The sequence below is a fragment of the Kosakonia sp. AG348 genome (genome assembly GCF_003337365.1).
In the GTDB taxonomy this organism is placed as follows: domain Bacteria; phylum Pseudomonadota; class Gammaproteobacteria; order Enterobacterales; family Enterobacteriaceae; genus Kosakonia.
Genome location: NZ_QPJR01000006.1, coordinates 66,927 through 85,872, shown reverse-complemented (window position 1 = coordinate 85,872; position 18,946 = coordinate 66,927). Strand labels below are relative to the sequence as shown.

16 protein-coding genes and 1 tRNA gene are annotated in these 18,946 nt (G+C 51.7%); 5 read left to right on the top strand and 12 right to left on the bottom strand.

Annotated features, from left to right (window positions below):
* Positions 1-17 precede the first annotated feature (17 nt).
* From DFO56_RS15600 to proB, 6 genes are all read right to left on the bottom strand, one after another.
* On the bottom strand, positions 18-716 hold the full coding sequence (locus DFO56_RS15600) for an HNH endonuclease (protein ID WP_045509403.1): 699 nt from the start codon (positions 714-716) through the stop codon (positions 18-20).
* On the bottom strand, positions 716-1,951 hold the full coding sequence (locus tag DFO56_RS15595; RefSeq protein WP_052679801.1) for an AAA family ATPase: 1,236 nt from the start codon (positions 1,949-1,951) through the stop codon (positions 716-718). Before DFO56_RS15595 ends, DFO56_RS15600 begins: the two co-directional genes overlap by 1 nt.
* Positions 1,929-3,113, bottom strand: coding sequence for a tyrosine-type recombinase/integrase (locus tag DFO56_RS15590; protein WP_045509406.1), 1,185 nt, complete (start codon positions 3,111-3,113; stop codon positions 1,929-1,931). The genes DFO56_RS15595 and DFO56_RS15590 overlap by 23 nt, the downstream gene beginning before the upstream one ends.
* A gap of 164 nt (positions 3,114-3,277) precedes the next feature.
* Positions 3,278-3,353 (bottom strand) — tRNA-Thr (locus DFO56_RS15585).
* A gap of 111 nt (positions 3,354-3,464) precedes the next feature.
* The gene (gene proA, locus DFO56_RS15580) at positions 3,465-4,718 is read right to left on the bottom strand and encodes a glutamate-5-semialdehyde dehydrogenase (protein WP_045509409.1); all 1,254 of its coding nucleotides are present in this window, start codon (positions 4,716-4,718) and stop codon (positions 3,465-3,467) included.
* A gap of 11 nt (positions 4,719-4,729) precedes the next feature.
* Positions 4,730-5,833 (bottom strand): glutamate 5-kinase, encoded by a 1,104-nt coding sequence (proB, locus tag DFO56_RS15575; protein WP_020456691.1) that lies wholly within the window; start codon positions 5,831-5,833, stop codon positions 4,730-4,732.
* 297 nt (positions 5,834-6,130) lie between these two features.
* Between proB and phoE the strand changes: the two genes are divergently transcribed.
* Positions 6,131-7,231 (top strand): phosphoporin PhoE, encoded by a 1,101-nt coding sequence (phoE, locus tag DFO56_RS15570; RefSeq protein WP_045509412.1) that lies wholly within the window; start codon positions 6,131-6,133, stop codon positions 7,229-7,231.
* Positions 7,232-7,371: 140 nt separating this feature from the next.
* Here the strand turns inward: phoE and crl are convergent, their stop codons facing one another.
* From crl to gpt, 3 genes are all read right to left on the bottom strand, one after another.
* Complete coding sequence (gene crl, locus DFO56_RS15565) at positions 7,372-7,770, bottom strand: sigma factor-binding protein Crl (protein ID WP_045509415.1); 399 nt, start codon at positions 7,768-7,770, stop codon at positions 7,372-7,374.
* A gap of 57 nt (positions 7,771-7,827) precedes the next feature.
* Entirely contained in the window at positions 7,828-9,072 is a 1,245-nt protein-coding gene (frsA, locus tag DFO56_RS15560) for an esterase FrsA (protein ID WP_020456689.1), read from the bottom strand.
* 108 nt (positions 9,073-9,180) lie between these two features.
* The gene (gene gpt, locus DFO56_RS15555) at positions 9,181-9,639 is read right to left on the bottom strand and encodes a xanthine phosphoribosyltransferase (RefSeq protein WP_003863205.1); all 459 of its coding nucleotides are present in this window, start codon (positions 9,637-9,639) and stop codon (positions 9,181-9,183) included.
* A 261-nt stretch (positions 9,640-9,900) separates the two neighbouring features.
* Between gpt and pepD the strand changes: the two genes are divergently transcribed.
* Positions 9,901-11,358 (top strand): cytosol nonspecific dipeptidase, encoded by a 1,458-nt coding sequence (gene pepD / locus DFO56_RS15550; RefSeq protein WP_045513357.1) that lies wholly within the window; start codon positions 9,901-9,903, stop codon positions 11,356-11,358.
* Positions 11,359-11,759: 401 nt separating this feature from the next.
* On the opposite strand, the gene dinB is transcribed toward pepD, so the two are convergent.
* Complete coding sequence (dinB, locus tag DFO56_RS15545) at positions 11,760-12,815, bottom strand: DNA polymerase IV (RefSeq protein ID WP_045513242.1); 1,056 nt, start codon at positions 12,813-12,815, stop codon at positions 11,760-11,762.
* Positions 12,816-13,164: 349 nt separating this feature from the next.
* Here dinB and dpaA point away from each other — a divergent pair, with 349 nt between their 5' ends.
* On the top strand, positions 13,165-13,902 hold the full coding sequence (gene dpaA / locus DFO56_RS15540) for a peptidoglycan meso-diaminopimelic acid protein amidase (protein WP_045513245.1): 738 nt from the start codon (positions 13,165-13,167) through the stop codon (positions 13,900-13,902).
* Here dpaA and DFO56_RS15535 read toward each other — a convergent pair.
* Both DFO56_RS15535 and lpcA read right to left on the bottom strand, forming a co-directional pair.
* Complete coding sequence (locus DFO56_RS15535) at positions 13,873-14,640, bottom strand: class II glutamine amidotransferase (RefSeq protein WP_045513248.1); 768 nt, start codon at positions 14,638-14,640, stop codon at positions 13,873-13,875. The genes dpaA and DFO56_RS15535 overlap by 30 nt on opposite strands.
* Positions 14,641-14,776: 136 nt before the next feature.
* Entirely contained in the window at positions 14,777-15,358 is a 582-nt protein-coding gene (gene lpcA / locus DFO56_RS15530) for a D-sedoheptulose 7-phosphate isomerase (RefSeq protein ID WP_045513251.1), read from the bottom strand.
* A gap of 236 nt (positions 15,359-15,594) precedes the next feature.
* On the opposite strand from lpcA, the gene fadE reads away from it, so the two are divergent.
* Positions 15,595-18,042, top strand: a complete 2,448-nt coding sequence (gene fadE, locus DFO56_RS15525) for an acyl-CoA dehydrogenase FadE (RefSeq protein ID WP_045513253.1) — start codon at positions 15,595-15,597, stop codon at positions 18,040-18,042.
* A gap of 112 nt (positions 18,043-18,154) precedes the next feature.
* Positions 18,155-18,925 carry an amidohydrolase gene (locus DFO56_RS15520; RefSeq protein ID WP_020456683.1) on the top strand — a complete coding sequence of 257 codons (771 nt, stop codon included), beginning with the start codon at positions 18,155-18,157 and terminating at the stop codon, positions 18,923-18,925.
* Positions 18,926-18,946 lie beyond the last annotated feature (21 nt).

Here is an 18,946-nt window from a genome sequence, read left to right as displayed (position 1 = left end):
CAAGTTTTTAACCGTTATTATTGATGATTACCAATTTGTTCTATAAAACTTTTCTTCGAAATTTTCTGACCAGCTTGCACTGCATCTGCAATTATACTTAAGAAAGCATTCTCCTCAGCAGGAGAACTCGCCCCCATGAGCCTGCTAGCCAATGCCAGAATAGTCTCTTTATTCTCCTGAGAAGTGTTGCCGTAATTAGTGAATTTATATGTAAATCTCAGAAGACCACATTTCTCTATAGTTTTCCTCCCTTTTTCCGTCAACGGAAAATAATAACCTGCTATTTCTATAACTTTTATATGCTCATTGTAATCATCAAAGTGGGGATGGACTATTTTATAGTCTTCAGAATCCCTAGGGAATGTTTTTCGCCTGCTATTTCTCAACACCGACTTGTCTCTTTTTTCATTGTTACAATCTTTACATGAAACACATAAGTTAAGTGGTTCAAACATAAACTTAGGATGACTGCTTTTAGGTATAATATGCTCTGAATCCCAAGAGGCATTATGATTCACCTCTAGTCTCTGCTTACAATACGGACAGGTATAATCTTGATTTGCAATATAATGTTCTTTTATTGATTTTTTTATATTTACAATTGAAACATCATCGCTATCCCAGATATTACCATTTTTTTCATCCTCAGGTAATGCAATGAAATTACGATAAGTAACAGCATCTTCATCTGCATAATTAATAGGATTCAAAGGCATTATGCTAACCTCGCAATGACTTTACTGGCAATGGCAATTAGCTTATAAACAGGATCGGCTGAATCTAAGTTTTTCCGGAGGGAAATTATATTCTTTATTTCAGATAATTTATCATTACCAATAAATTCCTCAGGACTAGTTAGAAAACCTATAAGAACCCTGGTAAGATATTCATTCTTATATCCCGGCGCAGAAAAAAGATTTGCAAGTTGGAAGTCTGATGATTTTTTTATATATTCAGCAGCATTCAGAAGTTCATCATTCTGAATGGTGTAAATATAAGAATTTATAGGATTTAACTTGGAAACCATTTGCGGCGAATGAGTCGCAATAACAAACAAACATGAATTATATCGTTCAAATATTTTCATGAGCAATGAAATATACCGTTCCTGCCACTCCGGATGAAGGCTTATCTCTGGCTCATCAATCAGTATTAACGAATTATTAGAAATATTTGCAGTTATGCCTAATAAAGAAAGAAGTATGCATTGTTCTCCAGAACTGGCAAGGCGAAGAGACATCCAGCCAAAATTTATTTTTTCTATCTTGAAATCTATTAGTTTTATCAAATTAAACTTCAAAAGAGTACTAACCATTTTGTTTATGTCGTAATTTCGCTCATGTTGATTTCTAATATAAGCCAACTTCCCAATAATCAATCGCACTCTGAAGTTTTTATTATTGTCAATTAAACCACTTAATAAGTACAAATACTTCTCAATTTCTTCAAACTCATCGTCAGTACACTCCAATTTTTTTTCTTCTAAACCGGAATTTTTAATGAAATAACTGTACTTCCCGAAAAGAGTCTTTTGCTTGTACAGTTTTGAGTGTGTAGCGTTAAGTTTAAATATATATTCAACTTCTGAACTTGCCCCCAGAAACTCCAATATTCTTTCTATATTCCCATCATTTTTATTATTGTAATCAAGTAGACCTAGTGATGCTGAACTTATTAATGACAGAATTGAATTACCAGTCCCTCCGCCTTTAACACCAACATAGCTATATTCAATTTCCTTAAATATAGTTTTTATTGGAAATTTATCAAAAGGACTTGTTGACACAGCGATAACATTATTATAACTGTAATATTTTGCTTGATTAACTAAGTTAACGAGCAGGCGGCTCTTGCCCTCTCCATTTTGTCCCAAAACAACAATCGTGCTGTTTTTTTTGGTCGTTTTAATTCTACTTAAAAGATTTTCTTTACGCATTGTCATACTTGCCATTTAAAATCTCCTTGCCGTAAAACTGAAGCATCCCACGTCTTTTATCCAAATACTGAGCATGATTATAAGTGCCTCTTATACTGTTTTTATCAACATGTGCAAGTTGCATTTCAATCCATGAACTCTCATATCCTTGCTCATGAAGAATCGTTGAAAATGTATGTCTAAATCCATGCCCAGTAACACGTCCAGCGTAACCAATTCGCTTGATAACTTGATTTATACTTGCTTCGCTCATAGGCTTGTTTGGATCGTTTCGTCCCGGAAAAACATAACAATAATTACCTGTCATGATCTTGAGTTCATTGAGTAAATCTAACGCCTGAGTAGACAATGGCACAAGATGTGACCTGCGCATTTTCATCCTTTCAGCGGGAATTTCCCAAATAGCGTTATCCAGATCAAATTCTGACCATAATGCCGCTCGTAATTCGATGGTTCTCACACCAGTGATCATTAGTAGTTTCGTGGCAATCAGGACTAGCCGGCTTCCGGTGTACCCGTTTAAGGCACGCAGAAAATCAGGTATCTCATCGGCTTTCAGGAACGGGAAATGATTTGATTGATGTACTTCGAGAGCGCTGGAGAGATCAGCCGCAGGATTAAACTCAGCCCTCCCTGTGGCGATAGCATAGCGGAAAACCTCAGAGCAGCGCTGTCGTACCTTACGCATCTTTTCTAATGCCCCGCGCTTTTCAATTTTACGCAGCACGTTAAGCAGCTCTAAGGGCTTAATCTCACCGACTGGTCTTGTACCTACATACGGGAAAATATCGTTCTGAAAAGCTTCCATGATGTCCGAGGCATATCCTGCCGACCATTTGGCTGACTTCATTTGATGCCACTCTCTGGCAATCTTTTCGAAAGCATTCTCAGACTCGGTTTGCAATGCGAGCTTCTGCTCTTTTCGAACCTCACTAGGGTTCTTTCCTTCAGCGACCAGTTTCCGAGCTTCATCACGACGGGAACGAGCATCTGCAAGTGTGATTGTCGGGTACACACCAAGCGAAATCATTTTGGGTTTACCGGCATAACGATAGCGAAACCGCCAGCTCTTACTTCCATTTGGTTCAATAAGCAATGACAGCCCCAGGCCATCTCCCAATGTATATGCTTTAGCTTCAGGTTTAGCGCGGCGAATCTGCATATCGTTTAAAGGCATGTGTATAGGAATCCAAGACCGAACAGGAACATATACACAATCCTATACACATTCAGCACCGGATTCTACTGGATGGTTATGGACTAACACGGATTAAAGATGCAGTAAAAATGTTATAAATCAGAGACGTTATGGATGGTTACGGACGTTTGAGGAAGTTGGGGTGGTGCCGATAATAGGAGTCGAACCTACGACCTTCGCATTACGAATGCGCTGCTCTACCAACTGAGCTATATCGGCCCTGCGATGTGTTCACGAGCGTGAATCACGGAGTAGAAGGTTAAAACTAAGCGGGTGATGCGTCAATGCCCTTGGGAATCAACCGGCTACTTTTGCATCACCCTTTTTCAATTAAGCACGAATCGTGTCGTCGCCGAAGCCAATCCACTTATAGGTTGTCAACGCTTCCAGCCCCATCGGGCCACGCGCGTGCAACTTCTGCGTGCTGACAGCGACTTCCGCTCCGAGGCCAAACTGCCCGCCGTCGGTAAAACGCGTAGACGCATTCACATACACTGCGGAGGAGTCCACCTCGTTGATAAAGCGGTCTGCATTGCGCAATGTACGGGTGAGGATGGCATCAGAGTGCTGAGTACCGTGCTGGCGAATATGATCGATGGCGTCATCCAGACCCGCCACGATTTTCACATTCAAATCCAGTGATAAAAACTCGTCGTCATACTGCTCCGCTTTTACCGCTTCCACTTTTGCCGGGCCGTTTTGCAGCAGCGGCAACGCCAGTTCATCAGCATGCAATGTCACGCCACTTTCCGCCATCTGCTTACTCAGCGCGGGCAGGAATCGCTGCGCGATACCCTGATGCACCAGCAGTGTTTCCACCGTGTTGCAGGTACTGGGGCGTTGGGTTTTCGCGTTAACGATGATTTTTAACGCCGGATCGATTTCCGCAGAGTCATCAACCACGATATGACACACGCCGATACCTCCGGTGATCACCGGGATGGTCGACTGTTCGCGGCACAACTTATGTAAACCAGCGCCACCGCGCGGGATCAGCATGTCGATGTATTTATCCATGCGCAGCATTTCATTCACCAACGCGCGATCCGGGCTTTCGATAGCCTGCACCGCGCCGGCCGGTAAGCCGCACTCTTCCAGCGCCTGCTGGATAACTTTTACCGTGGCGGCGTTGGTGCGCCAGGTCTCTTTACCACCGCGCAGGATCGCGGCATTACCGGTTTTCAGGCACAAAGAAGCGACATCCACGGTGACGTTAGGACGCGCTTCATAAATCACACCAATCACGCCCAGCGGCACGCGGCGGCGCTCAATGCGCAATCCGCTGTCCAACAGACCACCGTCAATCACCTGGCCTACCGGATCCGCCAGTTTGCAAACCTGGCGCACATCATTGGCGATCGCGGTTAAGCGCGCCGGGTTGAGCGCCAGCCGGTCAAGCATCGCGTCACTCAGCCCGTTGCGGCGAGCTTCCAGCAGATCCTGTTCGTTCGCGAGCAGGATCTCTTGCGCCTGCGCTTCGAGATAATCAGCGATTTTTTCCAGCACGCGGTTTTTCTCGCGGCTGGAGAGCAATGCCAGCTTGTATGACGCTGCTTTGGCAGCGATGCCCATTTGTTCCAGCATACTTCTGCTCCTTAACGGGTAATCATGTCGTCGCGGTGCACCGCGACAGGGCCATATTCGTAGCCCAGAATGGCGTCAATCTGCTGCGAATGTTGCCCGGCAATGCGACGCAGCGCATCGCTGTTATAACGGCTTACGCCGTGGGCGATATCGCGACCTTGCAGATTACGAATGCGGATCACTTCACCACGGGAAAAGTTGCCTGTCACGCTTTTAATGCCTTTGGGCAACAAGGAGCTGCCGCGTTCAAGAATGGCCGCCGTTGCGCCTTCATCAACGGTAATTTCACCGGCAGGCGGTGCACCAAAGATCCAGCGTTTACGGTTTTCCAGCGGCGACTCCTGGGCGTGAAAGCGCGTGCCGACGGAAATCCCTTCCACAACATCGCCAATCACACCTGGCTTGCTGCCCGCAGCGATAATGGTGTCGATCCCCGCGCGGCAGGCAACGTCAGCCGCTTGCAGCTTGGTGCCCATCCCGCCCGTACCGAGGCCGGAAACGCTGTCCCCGGCAATCGCGCGCAGCGCATCGTCGATGCCGTAAACGTCTTTAATCAGTTCCGCGTCCGGGTTGCTACGCGGATCGGCGGTAAACAGGCCTTGCTGATCGGTCAGCAGTAGCAGTTTGTCGGCACCGGCAAGGATAGCGGCGAGCGCGGAGAGGTTATCGTTATCGCCGACTTTGATTTCCGTGGTGGCTACGGCGTCGTTTTCGTTAATCACCGGCACGATATTGTTGTCGAGCAGCGCACGCAGCGTGTCGCGCGCATTGAGGAAACGCTCACGATCTTCCATATCGGCGCGCGTCAGCAGCATCTGCCCAATATGAATCCCGTAAATGGAAAACAGTTGTTCCCACAGTTGAATCAAACGGCTCTGCCCTACCGCTGCCAGCAGCTGTTTCGACGCGATAGTCGCGGGGAGTTCCGGGTAGCCCAGATGCTCGCGTCCGGCGGCAATCGCGCCAGACGTCACAATTACAATTCTATGCCCGGCGGCGTGTTGCTGCGCGCACTGGCGCACCAGTTCAACAATATGGGCGCGGTTCAGGCGACGGGATCCGCCCGTTAAAACACTGGTACCGAGTTTTACCACCAGCGTCTGGCTGTCACTCATGATTCTCTGCCGTTTTTTTAAGGAAATATAAGGAAAGTAAATCGTCGTCAGACGTTGTAACAGGAGTGAGAGCGATTGCCAACTGCCAGAGCTGTCAGCCCACTTTTTTGTTGCGCGGGATCAGCAAGCGTAGCGGCAGGATTTGACACTTTTATGGCAAATACAAAAAAACATAACTTTTTAAAAATATTCTTAATTTGTCATAAATCTTTAATTTCGCAGCGTTAAAACCCTTCCTGTTTTTCACGGGGCGTATGCCCAGCGAATATTAGCGCGTTAGTCAAATCAGGAATCAAAATGAAAAAGAGCACTCTGGCATTAATGGTGATGAGCGTTGTCGCTTCTGCTTCTTCTGTTCACGCAGCCGAAGTTTATAACAAGAACGGCAACAAACTGGACGTGTACGGCAAAGTAAAAGCCATGCACTACTTCAGTGACGATACCACCAACGACGGTGACAAAACTTACGTGCGTTTCGGTTTCAAAGGCGAAACACAGATTAACGATCAGCTGACCGGTTTCGGCCGTTGGGAAGCTGAATTTGCTGGTAACAACGACGAAACCAACAACAACAACTCAGCGACCAGCCAGAAAACCCGTCTGGCGTTTGCTGGTTTGAAAATCAAAGATTTTGGTTCTATCGACTACGGTCGTAACCTGGGCGTGCTGTACGACGTGGCTTCCGTAACGGATATGTTCCCGGAATTCGGTGGTGACGGCCTGACTCGTACCGATAACTTCATGACCAAGCGTACCTCTGGTGTTGCAACTTACCGCAACACCGACTTCTTCGGCATGATCGACGGTCTGAATATGACCCTGCAGTACCAGGGTAAAAACGAAAGCAACCGCGCTGTCAATAAACAGAACGGCGACGGCTGGGGTACTTCTCTCTCCTATAACTTCGGCGGCAGCGCATTCAGCCTGATTGGCGCGTATGCGAACTCTGATCGTACCAACGCACAGAACACCGCAGCGTTTGGTCGCGGCGAGAAAGCCGAAGCCTGGGCAACCGGCGCGAAATACGATGCTAACAACCTGTATATCGCCACCATGTACGGCGTCGCTTACAACATGACACCAGTATCTGCCGCAGCGAGCACCGGGCTGGGTTCGGGTTTTGCTAACAAAACCGAGAACTTCGAAGCGGTTGTCCAGTACCAGTTCGACTTCGGTCTGCGTCCATCTCTGGGTTATGTCCTGACTAAAGGCAAGGATCTGGAAAAAGGTGTTGGCGACGAAGATCTGGTTAACTACATCGACGTTGGCGCAACTTACTACTTCAACAAAAACTTCTCTGCGATGGTTGACTATAAAATCAACCAGTTGAAAGACGACAACAAACTGGGTCTGGCGAACGACGACGTTGTTGCGGTTGGCGTGACTTACCAGTTCTAAGTTGTAGCACCGGTAATACCCCTCGTTATATCGAATGCCCTCGCAAGAGGGCATTTATTTAACCTGATTCAGGTGGAAGGCCGGAAAACTGCGGCCAGGCCCGATAAGCGCGAGCTATCGGGCTTTTTTTATGCGGGGAGTTACGCGGTGAGCTTCAACTGTTCTTTGAAGTCTTCGGCAGGTTCCAGCTTCAGCTCAAGTGAAGCCAGCAGGGTTTTCGCACGTTCGTGAAAATCGCGCAGCGTGTGCTCTAAACGATCGGTCACTTCCTGATCTTTTATCGCCGTGGGTTTCCATTGCCCTTCTTTATCAAAAAGGCCGAACTGATAACGGTAGGTAAAACGTGTCTCCTGCGCTTCCATTTCCATCCACCAGCCCCAGAACTCTCGTTTTTCCGGCGCGGGTTTAACATTCACGCAAACTGCCAGGCAATCAAAGAAAAAACGGTTCTCTTCGCATTGCTCTTCGCGGATATAAGGCCCCAGCGCAGTAAACTTTTTAATCAACCTGCTTCTCGGATGTCCACTCGGTAACGTCATTGCGATCTCCTTTTGTGAAGCAACTGTTTTACCAAACCGATAGAATTTATCAATCTATTAACGAAAATGATGGTTGATCCATCCGGTTATTTGTTGCAACGCCTTATCAAAATTTCGATAAACCGGGTTAAACGGGATTTCCAGCAGTTTGCCGTTGCCAGATGACGAGGTGATTAAACGCGACTCCTCCTCCGGGCTGAAGGGATCGTTTTGCCAGTAACCGGAAAGCATCGGCGTGGGGCAACGTCTGCCGAGTAAACCCTGGGTTTTCAGCGAATAGCGATTCAGCTCCACGCGCAGCGCCTCGTCGGAAGCGTCGTGCATCCCCAGGCGGCTGGCGAGCACATCCAGATACATCTCCGGCACGCGTCCCTGGCGCTGCGGATCGCTTAACAGTGCATGCACCACCGGCCCAAGGCAAGCCACCGCTTTCAGGCGCGAAGATTCAAGGTATGCCAGGCGCACCGCCACATTCGCGCCAAAGCGAAAGCCAAACGCCGCCACCCGCGTGTGATCGATCCAGGGAATGTTCGGCAGCGCCTGCAGCGCATGCTGGTGTAGCAGGCTGGAATCCTGTGTCAGTTTCCACTTCGAAGAGAAGCCAACCGACGGCATATCCAGCGTCAGCATCGCGATGCCTTGCGGCGCGAAATAGCGTTCAAACAGGGTGTAATAGTCGCTTTGCAGGCTATCCAGCCCACCGCACATTAATACCGTCGGAAACGGGCCATTGCCAGGTGGCATATGCAAAAATCCGGTGACCGGCGTGCCGCCGGGAATGGCGAACTGCAGCTCTTTGATCTCGCCCGGCAGACGCTGCACCGCCTCTTCATACGCGCGGTTCGCCAGCGCTTGCGCCTGCTCAGCGAGCGAATCACCTTTAATATGAGGATAAGCGGCAATGCTGAACAAACTGGACGCATGCAGCCAGTGTTTGCCACTGATTTCTGGCGCGGGTTCCTGCATCGCTTTTTGCTGCCACGACATAGCCTGCACGGACCATTCATAGATCCAGTTGCCGTTACGGTAACCCACCACCGTGTCATACAATTCCGGGTCAGTGCGTTCAGCCTGGCTCATCACAATGCGCGCCTGTACTTCGAGGATCTCTCGCGGATCCACGCCGCGCCAAACCCACATCAGCCGGTTGAGCATGCGATACCAGTGCGGCACATTTTTGCCATCAAGGGTCGACAGGATCGGCGATTGCGCGCCACGATTAAACCGGCGTACCAGCGTGGAAGTTTCAGGGTGTTTGAAGCGGGGTTTGAATAACGTTTCGCTAAGATTGGGCTGTGACATTGCGCGCAGGCTCCATGTATCTATCACCGGCGGTTATTGTAACCTGTTGCGCGCTAAAAAAAACAACGCCCGGCAAAACCGGGCGTGAGCAAATGTTTCAAAGCAGAATTAACGGCCGCTGATTGGCGGCACAAACACCACGCCCATATCCCATGGCTGCTCAATCCAGGTGTCCTGCGGGATATCGATCACGTAATCGTCAACCAGCGGGCGACCTGCCGGTTTGGCGAAAATAGTGACGAAATGCGCTTTGGGATACATTTCACGAATGGCGACAGCGGTACCACCGGTGTCCACCAGATCGTCGATCACGATAAAACCTTCGCCGTCACCTTCTGCGCGTTTCAGGACTTTCAGCTCGCGCTGGTTGTCGTGGTCGTAGCTGGAGATACATACGGTATCAACATGACGAATGCCCAGCTCACGCGCCAGCAATGCGCCTGGCACCAGACCACCACGGCTTACGGCAATAATGCCTTTCCATTGTTCTGAAGGCATCAATCGGGCGGCCAGTTTGCGTGCGTGAATCTGCAACATGTCCCAGGTGACGACGTATTTTTCGCTCATGTGAAGTGTCCCAGCCTGTGTTTTACGGCTTAAAAATTATTCGAGGGGGAAATAGGTTGCGCGAGATTATAGAGATCTGAAGCGCTAAAAACCAGTATTACCCGGCATTACCGGCGCTTTTTCCGCGCACTGGTGCTCGCAGCGCGGCAATAAAGTGTTATTCTCAACGCCATCTCGCAAGCTGACGGCTTGCGATGTTCGTTTATTTAACCCTGTGACCTGCAAGGTATGTTGCGCAGGCTCTTCGTAAGGAGACTCATCGTGTCTGAACTGTCTCACCTATCGCCACAGCCGCTGTGGGATATTTTTGCCAAAATTTGTTCTATTCCGCACCCGTCCTACCATGAAGAACAACTCGCCGGTCACATTATGGGCTGGGCGAAAGAAAAGGGGTTGCATGCGGAACGCGACCAGGTTGGCAACATTCTGATCCGTAAACCAGCCACCGTTGGCATGGAAAACCGCAAGCCGGTAGTTCTGCAAGCACACCTTGATATGGTGCCGCAGAAAAATAACGACACAGTACACGATTTCACCACCGATCCGATTCGCCCGTATGTAGACGGTGAATGGGTTAAAGCGCGCGGCACCACGCTCGGCGCGGATAACGGCATTGGCATGGCTTCCGCGCTGGCGGTGCTGGCAGATGACAGCGTTGAACACGGTCCGCTGGAAGTGCTGCTGACCATGACCGAAGAAGCAGGCATGGATGGCGCGTTTGGTCTGCAAGCGAACTGGCTGCAGGCGGACATTCTGATTAACACCGACTCTGAAGAAGAGGGTGAAATCTACATGGGGTGCGCAGGTGGTATCGATTTTATCACCACCCTGCCACTCACCCGCGAAGCCGTACCGTCCGGGTATGAAACCTTCAAGCTGACGCTGAAAGGGCTGAAAGGCGGCCACTCTGGTGCCGAAATTCATGTCGGTTTAGGTAACGCCAACAAACTGCTGGCGCGCTTCCTGGCCGGTCACGCGGCGGAGCTGGATCTGCGTCTGCTGGATTTCACTGGCGGTACGTTGCGTAACGCGATTCCGCGCGAAGCGATTGCTGTTTTCGCCATTCCGGCAGATAAAGCCGCGCAGCTGAAAACGCTGGCCAGCGAATATCAGGCAATCCTGAAAAACGAGCTGGAAGCCAAAGAGAAGAATCTGCTGGTACTGCTGGACAGCGCAAGCAGCGATAAAGCGGCGCTGACCACCGCCTCGCGCGATACGTTTGTGCGCCTGCTGAACGCGACGCCGAACGGGGTTATTCGCAACTCTGACGTCGCCAAAGGCGTGGTAGAAACCTCGCTGAACGTGGGCGTGGTAACGCTGCAAGACGACAACGCCGAGATCATCTGCCTGATCCGCTCGCTGGTAGATAGCGGGAAAGATTATGTGGTGAGCATGCTGGAGTCACTGGGTGCGCTGGCGGGAGCGAAAACCGCACCGAAAGGCGGCTACCCGGGCTGGCAGCCGGACGCGCGTTCACCGGTGATGGCGCTGGTGCGTGAAACTTATCAGCGTCTGTTCAACAAAACGCCGAATATTCAGGTGATCCACGCGGGTCTGGAGTGCGGTCTGTTCAAAAAACCGTACCCGGATATGGATATGGTATCGATTGGGCCAACCATCACCGGCCCGCACTCACCGGATGAGCAAGTGCATATCGAAAGCGTGGGCCATTACTGGACCCTGCTGACCGAATTGCTGAAAGCGATTCCGGCGAAATAAGCCTGTTGTCCGCGCCGCCCGGCGCGGACATTTTCCCCGACTCTACACTGCCTTAAATGCAATCCCTTTAAACGCGCACAGCGGGTTTCTCCCCGTTTAATCTGCGGGTGAAACAATCGATGTTCTAATTTCAGCGTCACGCGTTGAACATCCTTTATTTGTTGCAGACGATGAGCAATCAGCAAGGTTGCCAGCCGTTTAGTAGAAATATTTTCCGAAACGAGATGGCAAAGAGAATTGCCCGTATCTCCTTTTATATATGAACAAATAAAAGGGACCGGCAGACGAAACCGGGGTTACAGGAACGACAAAGAGACATCAGGGCACGGTGAAATTCTTGTGCAGTAATGTGAAATAAACGTCGGGGATAAAGAAGCGTGTAATAGATCCGTAGCGTAATTTTATAGCCCTAACACCAGTTGCCGTTCCAGTTGAGGATCAAGCAGCGTGACATGCAACCCAACCAGCCGGACACCGCGCCCGCTGCGGCGGTCGTTCCAGGTTTTTTGCGCCGTCGCCAGTAAATCTTCTTTATTTAACCGCGGCCAGACATGCTCCTGAGTCGTAAGCTGGAAATCATTAAATTTCAGTTTTACCCCCTGGCGAGCAATTAACAGATCCGGTTTTACTTTTGCCAACCGCCGCTCAAGCTCAGGGTAGAGATGTTCGATAATCGCTTCGCACTCTTCCCAGCTGTGAATATCTTCCGCCAGCGTCCGCTCCACGCCCACCGATTTACGCAACCGTTCGCTGTTAATTTCCCGCTCGTCAATGCCCTGACTGCGCTCCCATAAAATACGGCCAAATTTACCAAAGCGTTTAAGCAGCATGGCCAGGTCGCTCTTTTGCACATCTTCACAGGTGCGCAGCCCCAGCGTTTCCAGTTTTGCCGCTGATACCTTCCCCACACCGGGGATTTTGCCGAGCGGTAGCGTGCGCAGAAACGCCGGGACATCAGCGGGCGTAATCACATATTGCCCGTTGGGTTTGTTGAGATCGGAGGCAATTTTGGCGAGAAACTTCACCGGCGCAACGCCCGCCGACGCAGTCAGTTGGGTTTCATTAAAAATGGTCTGGCGAATCTCCTGCGCCATTAGCGTCGCCGAACCGTGGCAGTGCGGGCTATCGGTAACATCAAGATAGGCTTCATCCAGCGAGAGCGGTTCAATACGCGAGGTGTAGCGAGAGAAGATATCGCGGATCTGGTTAGACGCTTCTTGATAAGCGTCAAAACGACCGGGCAATAGCGTGAGGTGCGGGCAGAGTTTAAGCGCCATCGCTGTTGGCATCGCGCTGCGTACGCCAAATTTGCGTGCCGGATAGTTCGCCGTGCTGATCACGCCGCGTTGTACCCGGCTGCCGCCGATAGCGATGGGAATATCGCGCAGGGCCGGGTTATCGCGCATCTCAACCGCCGCGAAAAAGCAGTCCATATCAACATGTATGATTTTGCGCATGCGTACGCCCTCACAGAACACTGGATAAGTATACAGCACACTTACAGCAATTGAGAAGCCAGTACGTAAATCCGACGAAAAGAGAGGAATATAAGCGGTAATTCAGGCTTTTTACTCGCATAATAGTCGCCAGCTTTCGGCCAAGCGTTTGATACATAATCCCCAATCTTATTCGCGCGAGACAAAAGCGAAGCCAATAAAGAGGCAGCGTGAAAGACGACGTAGATTGGGGCTTGCGAAAAAATGCCGTAATGCTAATGTGGGCGCTCCAAAACAGAATAGTCTGAATTTTGGGCTTCTTTTGCCGTCCTGGCAATGTGGTATTAGCTTTATCAAGGAAACAAGTAGTATGCGCAAAATCGCATTATTTATTGCGATGCTTCTGCTTCCGTGCGTCTCTTTTGCTGGCCTGGTGAGCAGCAACGGTTCAGTAACGCCGGTCAGCAAAGAATATAAGCAGCAGTTGATGGGGTCGCCGGTTTATATCCAGATCTTCAAAGAAGAGCGCACCCTTGATCTTTACGTCAAGATGGGCGAGCAATATCAGTTGCTCGACAGCTACAAGATTTGTAATTACTCCGGCGGGTTAGGCCCCAAGCAGCGCCAGGGTGATTTTAAAAGCCCGGAGGGTTTCTACTCCGTACAGCGCAGCCAGTTGAAGCCGGATAGCCGCTTCTATAAAGCCATTAATATTGGGTTTCCGAATAACTACGATCGCGCCCACGGCTATGAAGGCAAATACCTGATGATCCACGGCGCTTGCGTGTCGATTGGTTGCTACGCAATGACGGATTCCGGTATTGATGAGATCTTCCAGTTTGTTACCGCCGCGCTGGTTTTCGGACAGCCGAACGTGCAGGTGAGTATCTATCCGTTCCGCATGACCGACGCCAATATGCAGCGCCATAAATATTCAACTTATGCGGATTTCTGGAAGCAATTGAAGCCGGGTTATGACTACTTCGCCACCACCCACCAGCCGCCGATTGTCTCGGTCGTGGATGGTCGCTATGTGGTTAGTAAGCCGCTGAACACCGCTGTTCAGCCGCAGCTGGCGTCAAACTACACGCTCCCCCAGGCAAAATAATGCCCATTCGCCTGGCATAATCTTTTGCCAGGTTTCATTGCCGGTTAACGGCTGGGTGGCAATCACGGTAACCACATCGTTTGGTGTGGTTTCCCGCTGAAAATCAATTTCCACATCCTGATCCAGCAGCTTCGCTACGCCAAACGGCGCACGGCGGGTGATCCAGAACAGATTGGTCGAACAAAACGCCATCACATAACGCCCGTCCGACAGCAGCATATTAAAAACGCCCTTCTCGCGCAGTTCCGTTGCCAGTGCCGCAATATATTTAAACACTGCCGCCATATTGCCCGGTGTGCGCGGGTAGCGTTCGGTCAGCTTGTGCAATAGCCAGCAAAAGGCTTTCTCGCTGTCGGTTTCGCCAATGGGGCGGAAATTACCGGTCTCCAGCGATTTATAACCTGTGAGCTGCCCGTTGTGCGCATATGTCCAGTTGCGCCCCCACAGTTCGCGGGTAAACGGATGGGTATTTTCCAGCGCCACTTCGCCACGATTCGCCTGGCGAATATGGGCAATCACCGAACGGGATTTGATCGGATAGTCCTGTACTAATTTCGCAATAGGGGAATTAAAACTCGGTTGCGGATCTTTGAACGTGCGACAGCCCTTGCCTTCGTAAAAGGTAATGCCCCAGCCATCTTTATGCGGCCCGGTTCCGCCGCCACGCTGGACGAGACCGGTAAAACTAAAGCAGATATCGGTTGGCACATTTGCGCTCATACCGAGCAGTTCGCACATACACACCCCCACACAGCGCCCTTATCAGAGAAGGCGTAATTGGTGCAGCCAGTTGGCATACGGACAGTGCGCCGATTCACTGCACACAGACAGGATCTCGGGCACTGCCGGAGTCAAAAAGGCAAAATCGCCTTCCTTAAGCCTTAACCATCTCTTTTTCAATCAACTGAATCAGGATATGGATCACTTTAATGTGAATTTCCTGAATACGGTCAGCATAACCAAAATGCGGCACGCGAATTTCAACATCTGCGCTGCCCGCCATTTTGCCGCCGTCTTTACCGGTCAGGGTGATCACTTTCATTCCCTTCTCACGCGCCGCCGCAACCGCTTTGATCACGTTGCCGGAGTTACCGGAAGTGGAGATCCCCAGCAGCACGTCGCCTTCGCGGCCAACGGCTTCCACATAACGGGAGAAAACATAGTCGTAACCGAAGTCGTTGCTGACGCAGGAGAGATGGCTCACGTCAGAGATGGCAATTGCCGGGTAACCCGGACGGTTTTCACGGTAGCGCCCGGTTAACTCTTCTGCGAAATGCATCGCATCACAATGCGAGCCGCCGTTACCACAGGACAACACTTTGCCGCCGGCTTTAAAGCTGTCGGCCAGCAATACCGCCGCGCGCTGAATAGCGTGAATATTGGCATCATCTTTCAAGAAGTGCGCCAGCGTTTCGGCCGCTTCGTTCAGTTCGTTACGAATAAGATCCTGGTACATGAGGATATCCTTCAGCATAAATGTAAATAACATTGCGCAGTGTACCGGATACTATTCCAGGCGAGAAGTTAAAGCCGTAGCGCCCCGTCGTTTTCATTTTCCGTGCGCAAAAAGCCCTCAACAATGTGAACCAGGTTGTAATTGTTTTGTAAACACATTGCTAAAAGAAATCACATCCACTACAACCAATACATCACAAGTGGTCAGACCTCCTACAAGCAAGGGAGCTTTTCTTTATGATGATTTTGAGCATTATCGCAACGGTTGTTCTGCTCGGCGCGCTGTTTTACCACCGCGTTAACCTGCTGCTCAGCAGCGTGATCCTGCTGGCGTGGACCGCCGCGCTCGGCGTTGCGGGCCTGTGGTCTATCTGGGTGCTGCTGCCGCTCGCGATTATTCTGGTGCCGTTTAACCTGCCGCCGATGCGTAAAGCGTTGATTTCCGCACCGGCATTCCGTGGTTTCCGTAAAGTGATGCCGCCAATGTCGCGTACCGAAAAAGAGGCCATCGACGCCGGGACAACCTGGTGGGAAGGCGATCTGTTTCGCGGTAACCCGGACTGGAAAAAACTGCATAACTACCCGCAGCCGCGCCTGACTGCCGAAGAGCAGGCGTTTATCGACGGCCCGGTGGAAGAAGCCTGTCGCATGGCGAATGACTTCCAGATCACCCACGAAATGGCCGATCTGCCGCCGGAACTGTGGGCGTTCTTAAAAGAGCACCGCTTCTTTGCGATGATCATCAAAAAAGAGTACGGCGGGCTGGAATTCTCTGCTTATGCCCAGTCCCGTGTGCTGCAAAAACTCGCGGGTGTCTCCGGTATTCTGGCGATCACCGTCGGCGTACCGAACTCCTTAGGCCCGGGTGAATTGCTGCAACACTACGGCACCCAGGAGCAAAAAGATCACTATCTGCCGCGCCTGGCGCGCGGTGTAGAAATCCCCTGCTTCGCACTGACCAGCCCGGAAGCTGGCTCCGATGCGGGCGCCATTCCGGATACCGGCATCGTTTGCATGGGTGACTGGCAGGGCGAACAGGTGCTCGGTATGCGCCTGACCTGGAACAAACGCTACATTACGCTCGCGCCAATCGCTACGGTTCTGGGGCTGGCGTTCAAACTCTCTGACCCGGATAAACTGCTGGGTGGCGAGGAAGAATTAGGCATTACCTGTGCGCTGATCCCCACCTCTACGCCGGGCGTGGAAATTGGCCGCCGTCACTTCCCGCTGAACGTGCCGTTCCAGAATGGCCCGACCCGCGGCGACGATATTTTTGTGCCGATTGATTACATTATTGGCGGGCCGAAGATGGCCGGTCAGGGCTGGCGTATGCTGGTGGAATGTCTGTCGGTAGGTCGCGGTATTACGCTGCCGTCCAACTCCACTGGCGGCGTTAAATCCGTCGCGATGGGGATTGGCGCGTACGCTCATATCCGCCGCCAGTTCAAAGTGTCGATTGGTAAAATGGAAGGCATCGAAGAGCCGCTGGCGCGCATTGGCGGTAACGCCTACGCCATGGATGCAGCCGCATCGCTGGTGACCTACGGCATTATGCTCGGTGAAAAACCGGCGGTGCTTTCGGCAATCGTTAAGTATCACTGTACCCACCGTGGTCAGCAGTCAATCATTGATGCGATGGATATTGCCGGCGGTAAAGGCATCATGCTCGGCGAGGGCAACTTCCTGGCGCGTAGCTACCAGGGTGCGCCGATCGCCATTACCGTTGAAGGCGCGAATATCCTCACCCGTACCATGATGATCTTCGGCCAGGGCGCTATCCGCTGCCATCCGTATGTGCTGGAAGAGATGGCCGCCGCGCAGAATAACGACGTGGACGCCTTCGATAAACTGCTGTTCAAACATATCGGACATGTCGGCAGCAATATGATGCGCAGTTTCTGGCTCGGCCTGACACGCGGTTTAACCAGCGCCACGCCAACCCGTGACGCCACCAAACGTTACTACCAGCATCTGAACCGTGTGAGTGCCAACCTCGCGCTGCTCTCGGATGTGTCTATGGCGGTGCTTGGCGGCAGCCTGAAACGCCGCGAACGTATCTCGGCACGTCTCGGCGATGTGTTAAGCCAGCTCTATCTCGCCTCGGCGGTGCTGAAACGCTATGACGACGAAGGCCGTCAGGAAGCGGATCTGCCGCTGGTACACTGGGGCGTGCAGGATGCGCTCTACCAGGCGGAACAGGCAATGCATGATTTACTGGAGAACTTCCCGAACCGCTTTGTGGCAGGTGCCCTGAGCCTGGTGATTTTCCCGACCGGTCGTCACTACCGCGCGCCGTCCGACAAACTGGATCACAAAATAGCGAAGATCCTGCAAACCCCGAGCGCAACGCGTTCACGTATTGGTCGCGGCCAGTACCTGACGCCGAGCGAGCATAACCCGGTCGGCTTGCTGGAAGAGGCGCTGGTTGATGTGATGGCAGCGGATCCGATTCATCAGCGCATCTGCAAAGAGTTAGGCAAAAACCTGCCGTTCACCCGTCTGGACGTGCTGGCCCAGCAGGCGCTGGCAAGCGGGCTGATTAATCAGGAAGAGGCCGCGCTGTTGAACAAAGCCGAGGTCAGCCGCCTGCGCAGTATCAACGTTGACGACTTTGAACCGGAGGCACTGGCGACTCAGCCGGTGGTAAAAACGCCGGAGAAAGTGCGTAAACCGGAAGCTGCCTGACGCAGCAAGCCGCTGAAAACCCTCTCCTCTTATCGAAACCCGCATCATGCGGGTTTTTTTATTTATCCTCATGCTACAGTGTGCAGATGCTGTCTTACGGGGAGTTGCTATTGTGCCTGGTTTAAAAATTACGCTGTTACAACAACCGTTAGTCTGGATGGATGGCCCCGCTAACCTGCGCCATTTCGATATCCAGTTAGAAGACGTCACCGGGCGTGATGTGATTGTGCTGCCGGAAATGTTCACCACCGGTTTTGCCATGGAGGCGGCGAAACAATCCATGCCGCAAGATGAGGTCATCGCCTGGATGCGGGATAAAGCCCAACAGACCAAGGCGCTGATCGCCGGTAGCGCCGCGCTGCAAACCGAACGCGGGCCGGTCAACCGCTTTCTGCTCGTCGAACCGGAAGGCAAAGTGCACTTCTACGATAAACGCCATCTGTTCCGCATGGCCGATGAGCACCACCATTACGAAGCGGGTAACGAGCGCGTGGTGTTTGAGTGGCGCGGCTGGCGTATTCTGCCGCTGGTCTGTTACGACCTGCGCTTTCCGGTGTGGTCGCGCAACCGCAATGATTACGATCTGCTGCTTTATGTTGCCAACTGGCCAGCGCCGCGCTCGCTGCACTGGCAATCGCTGCTGGTGGCCCGCGCGATTGAGAACCTCGCCTGGGTGGCGGGCTGCAACCGCGTCGGCACCGATGGCAACGGTCATCACTATCGTGGCGACAGCCGGGTTATCAGCCCGCAGGGCGAAATCATCGCCACCGCCGAGCCGCACCAGGCGACGCGCATTGACGCCGAGCTGTCACTAAGCGCGTTACGGGAGTACCGCGAGAAGTTTCCCGCCTGGCAGGATGCCGATCCCTTTACGCTGGGGTAAGGCGATCCCCTCTCCCCGCCG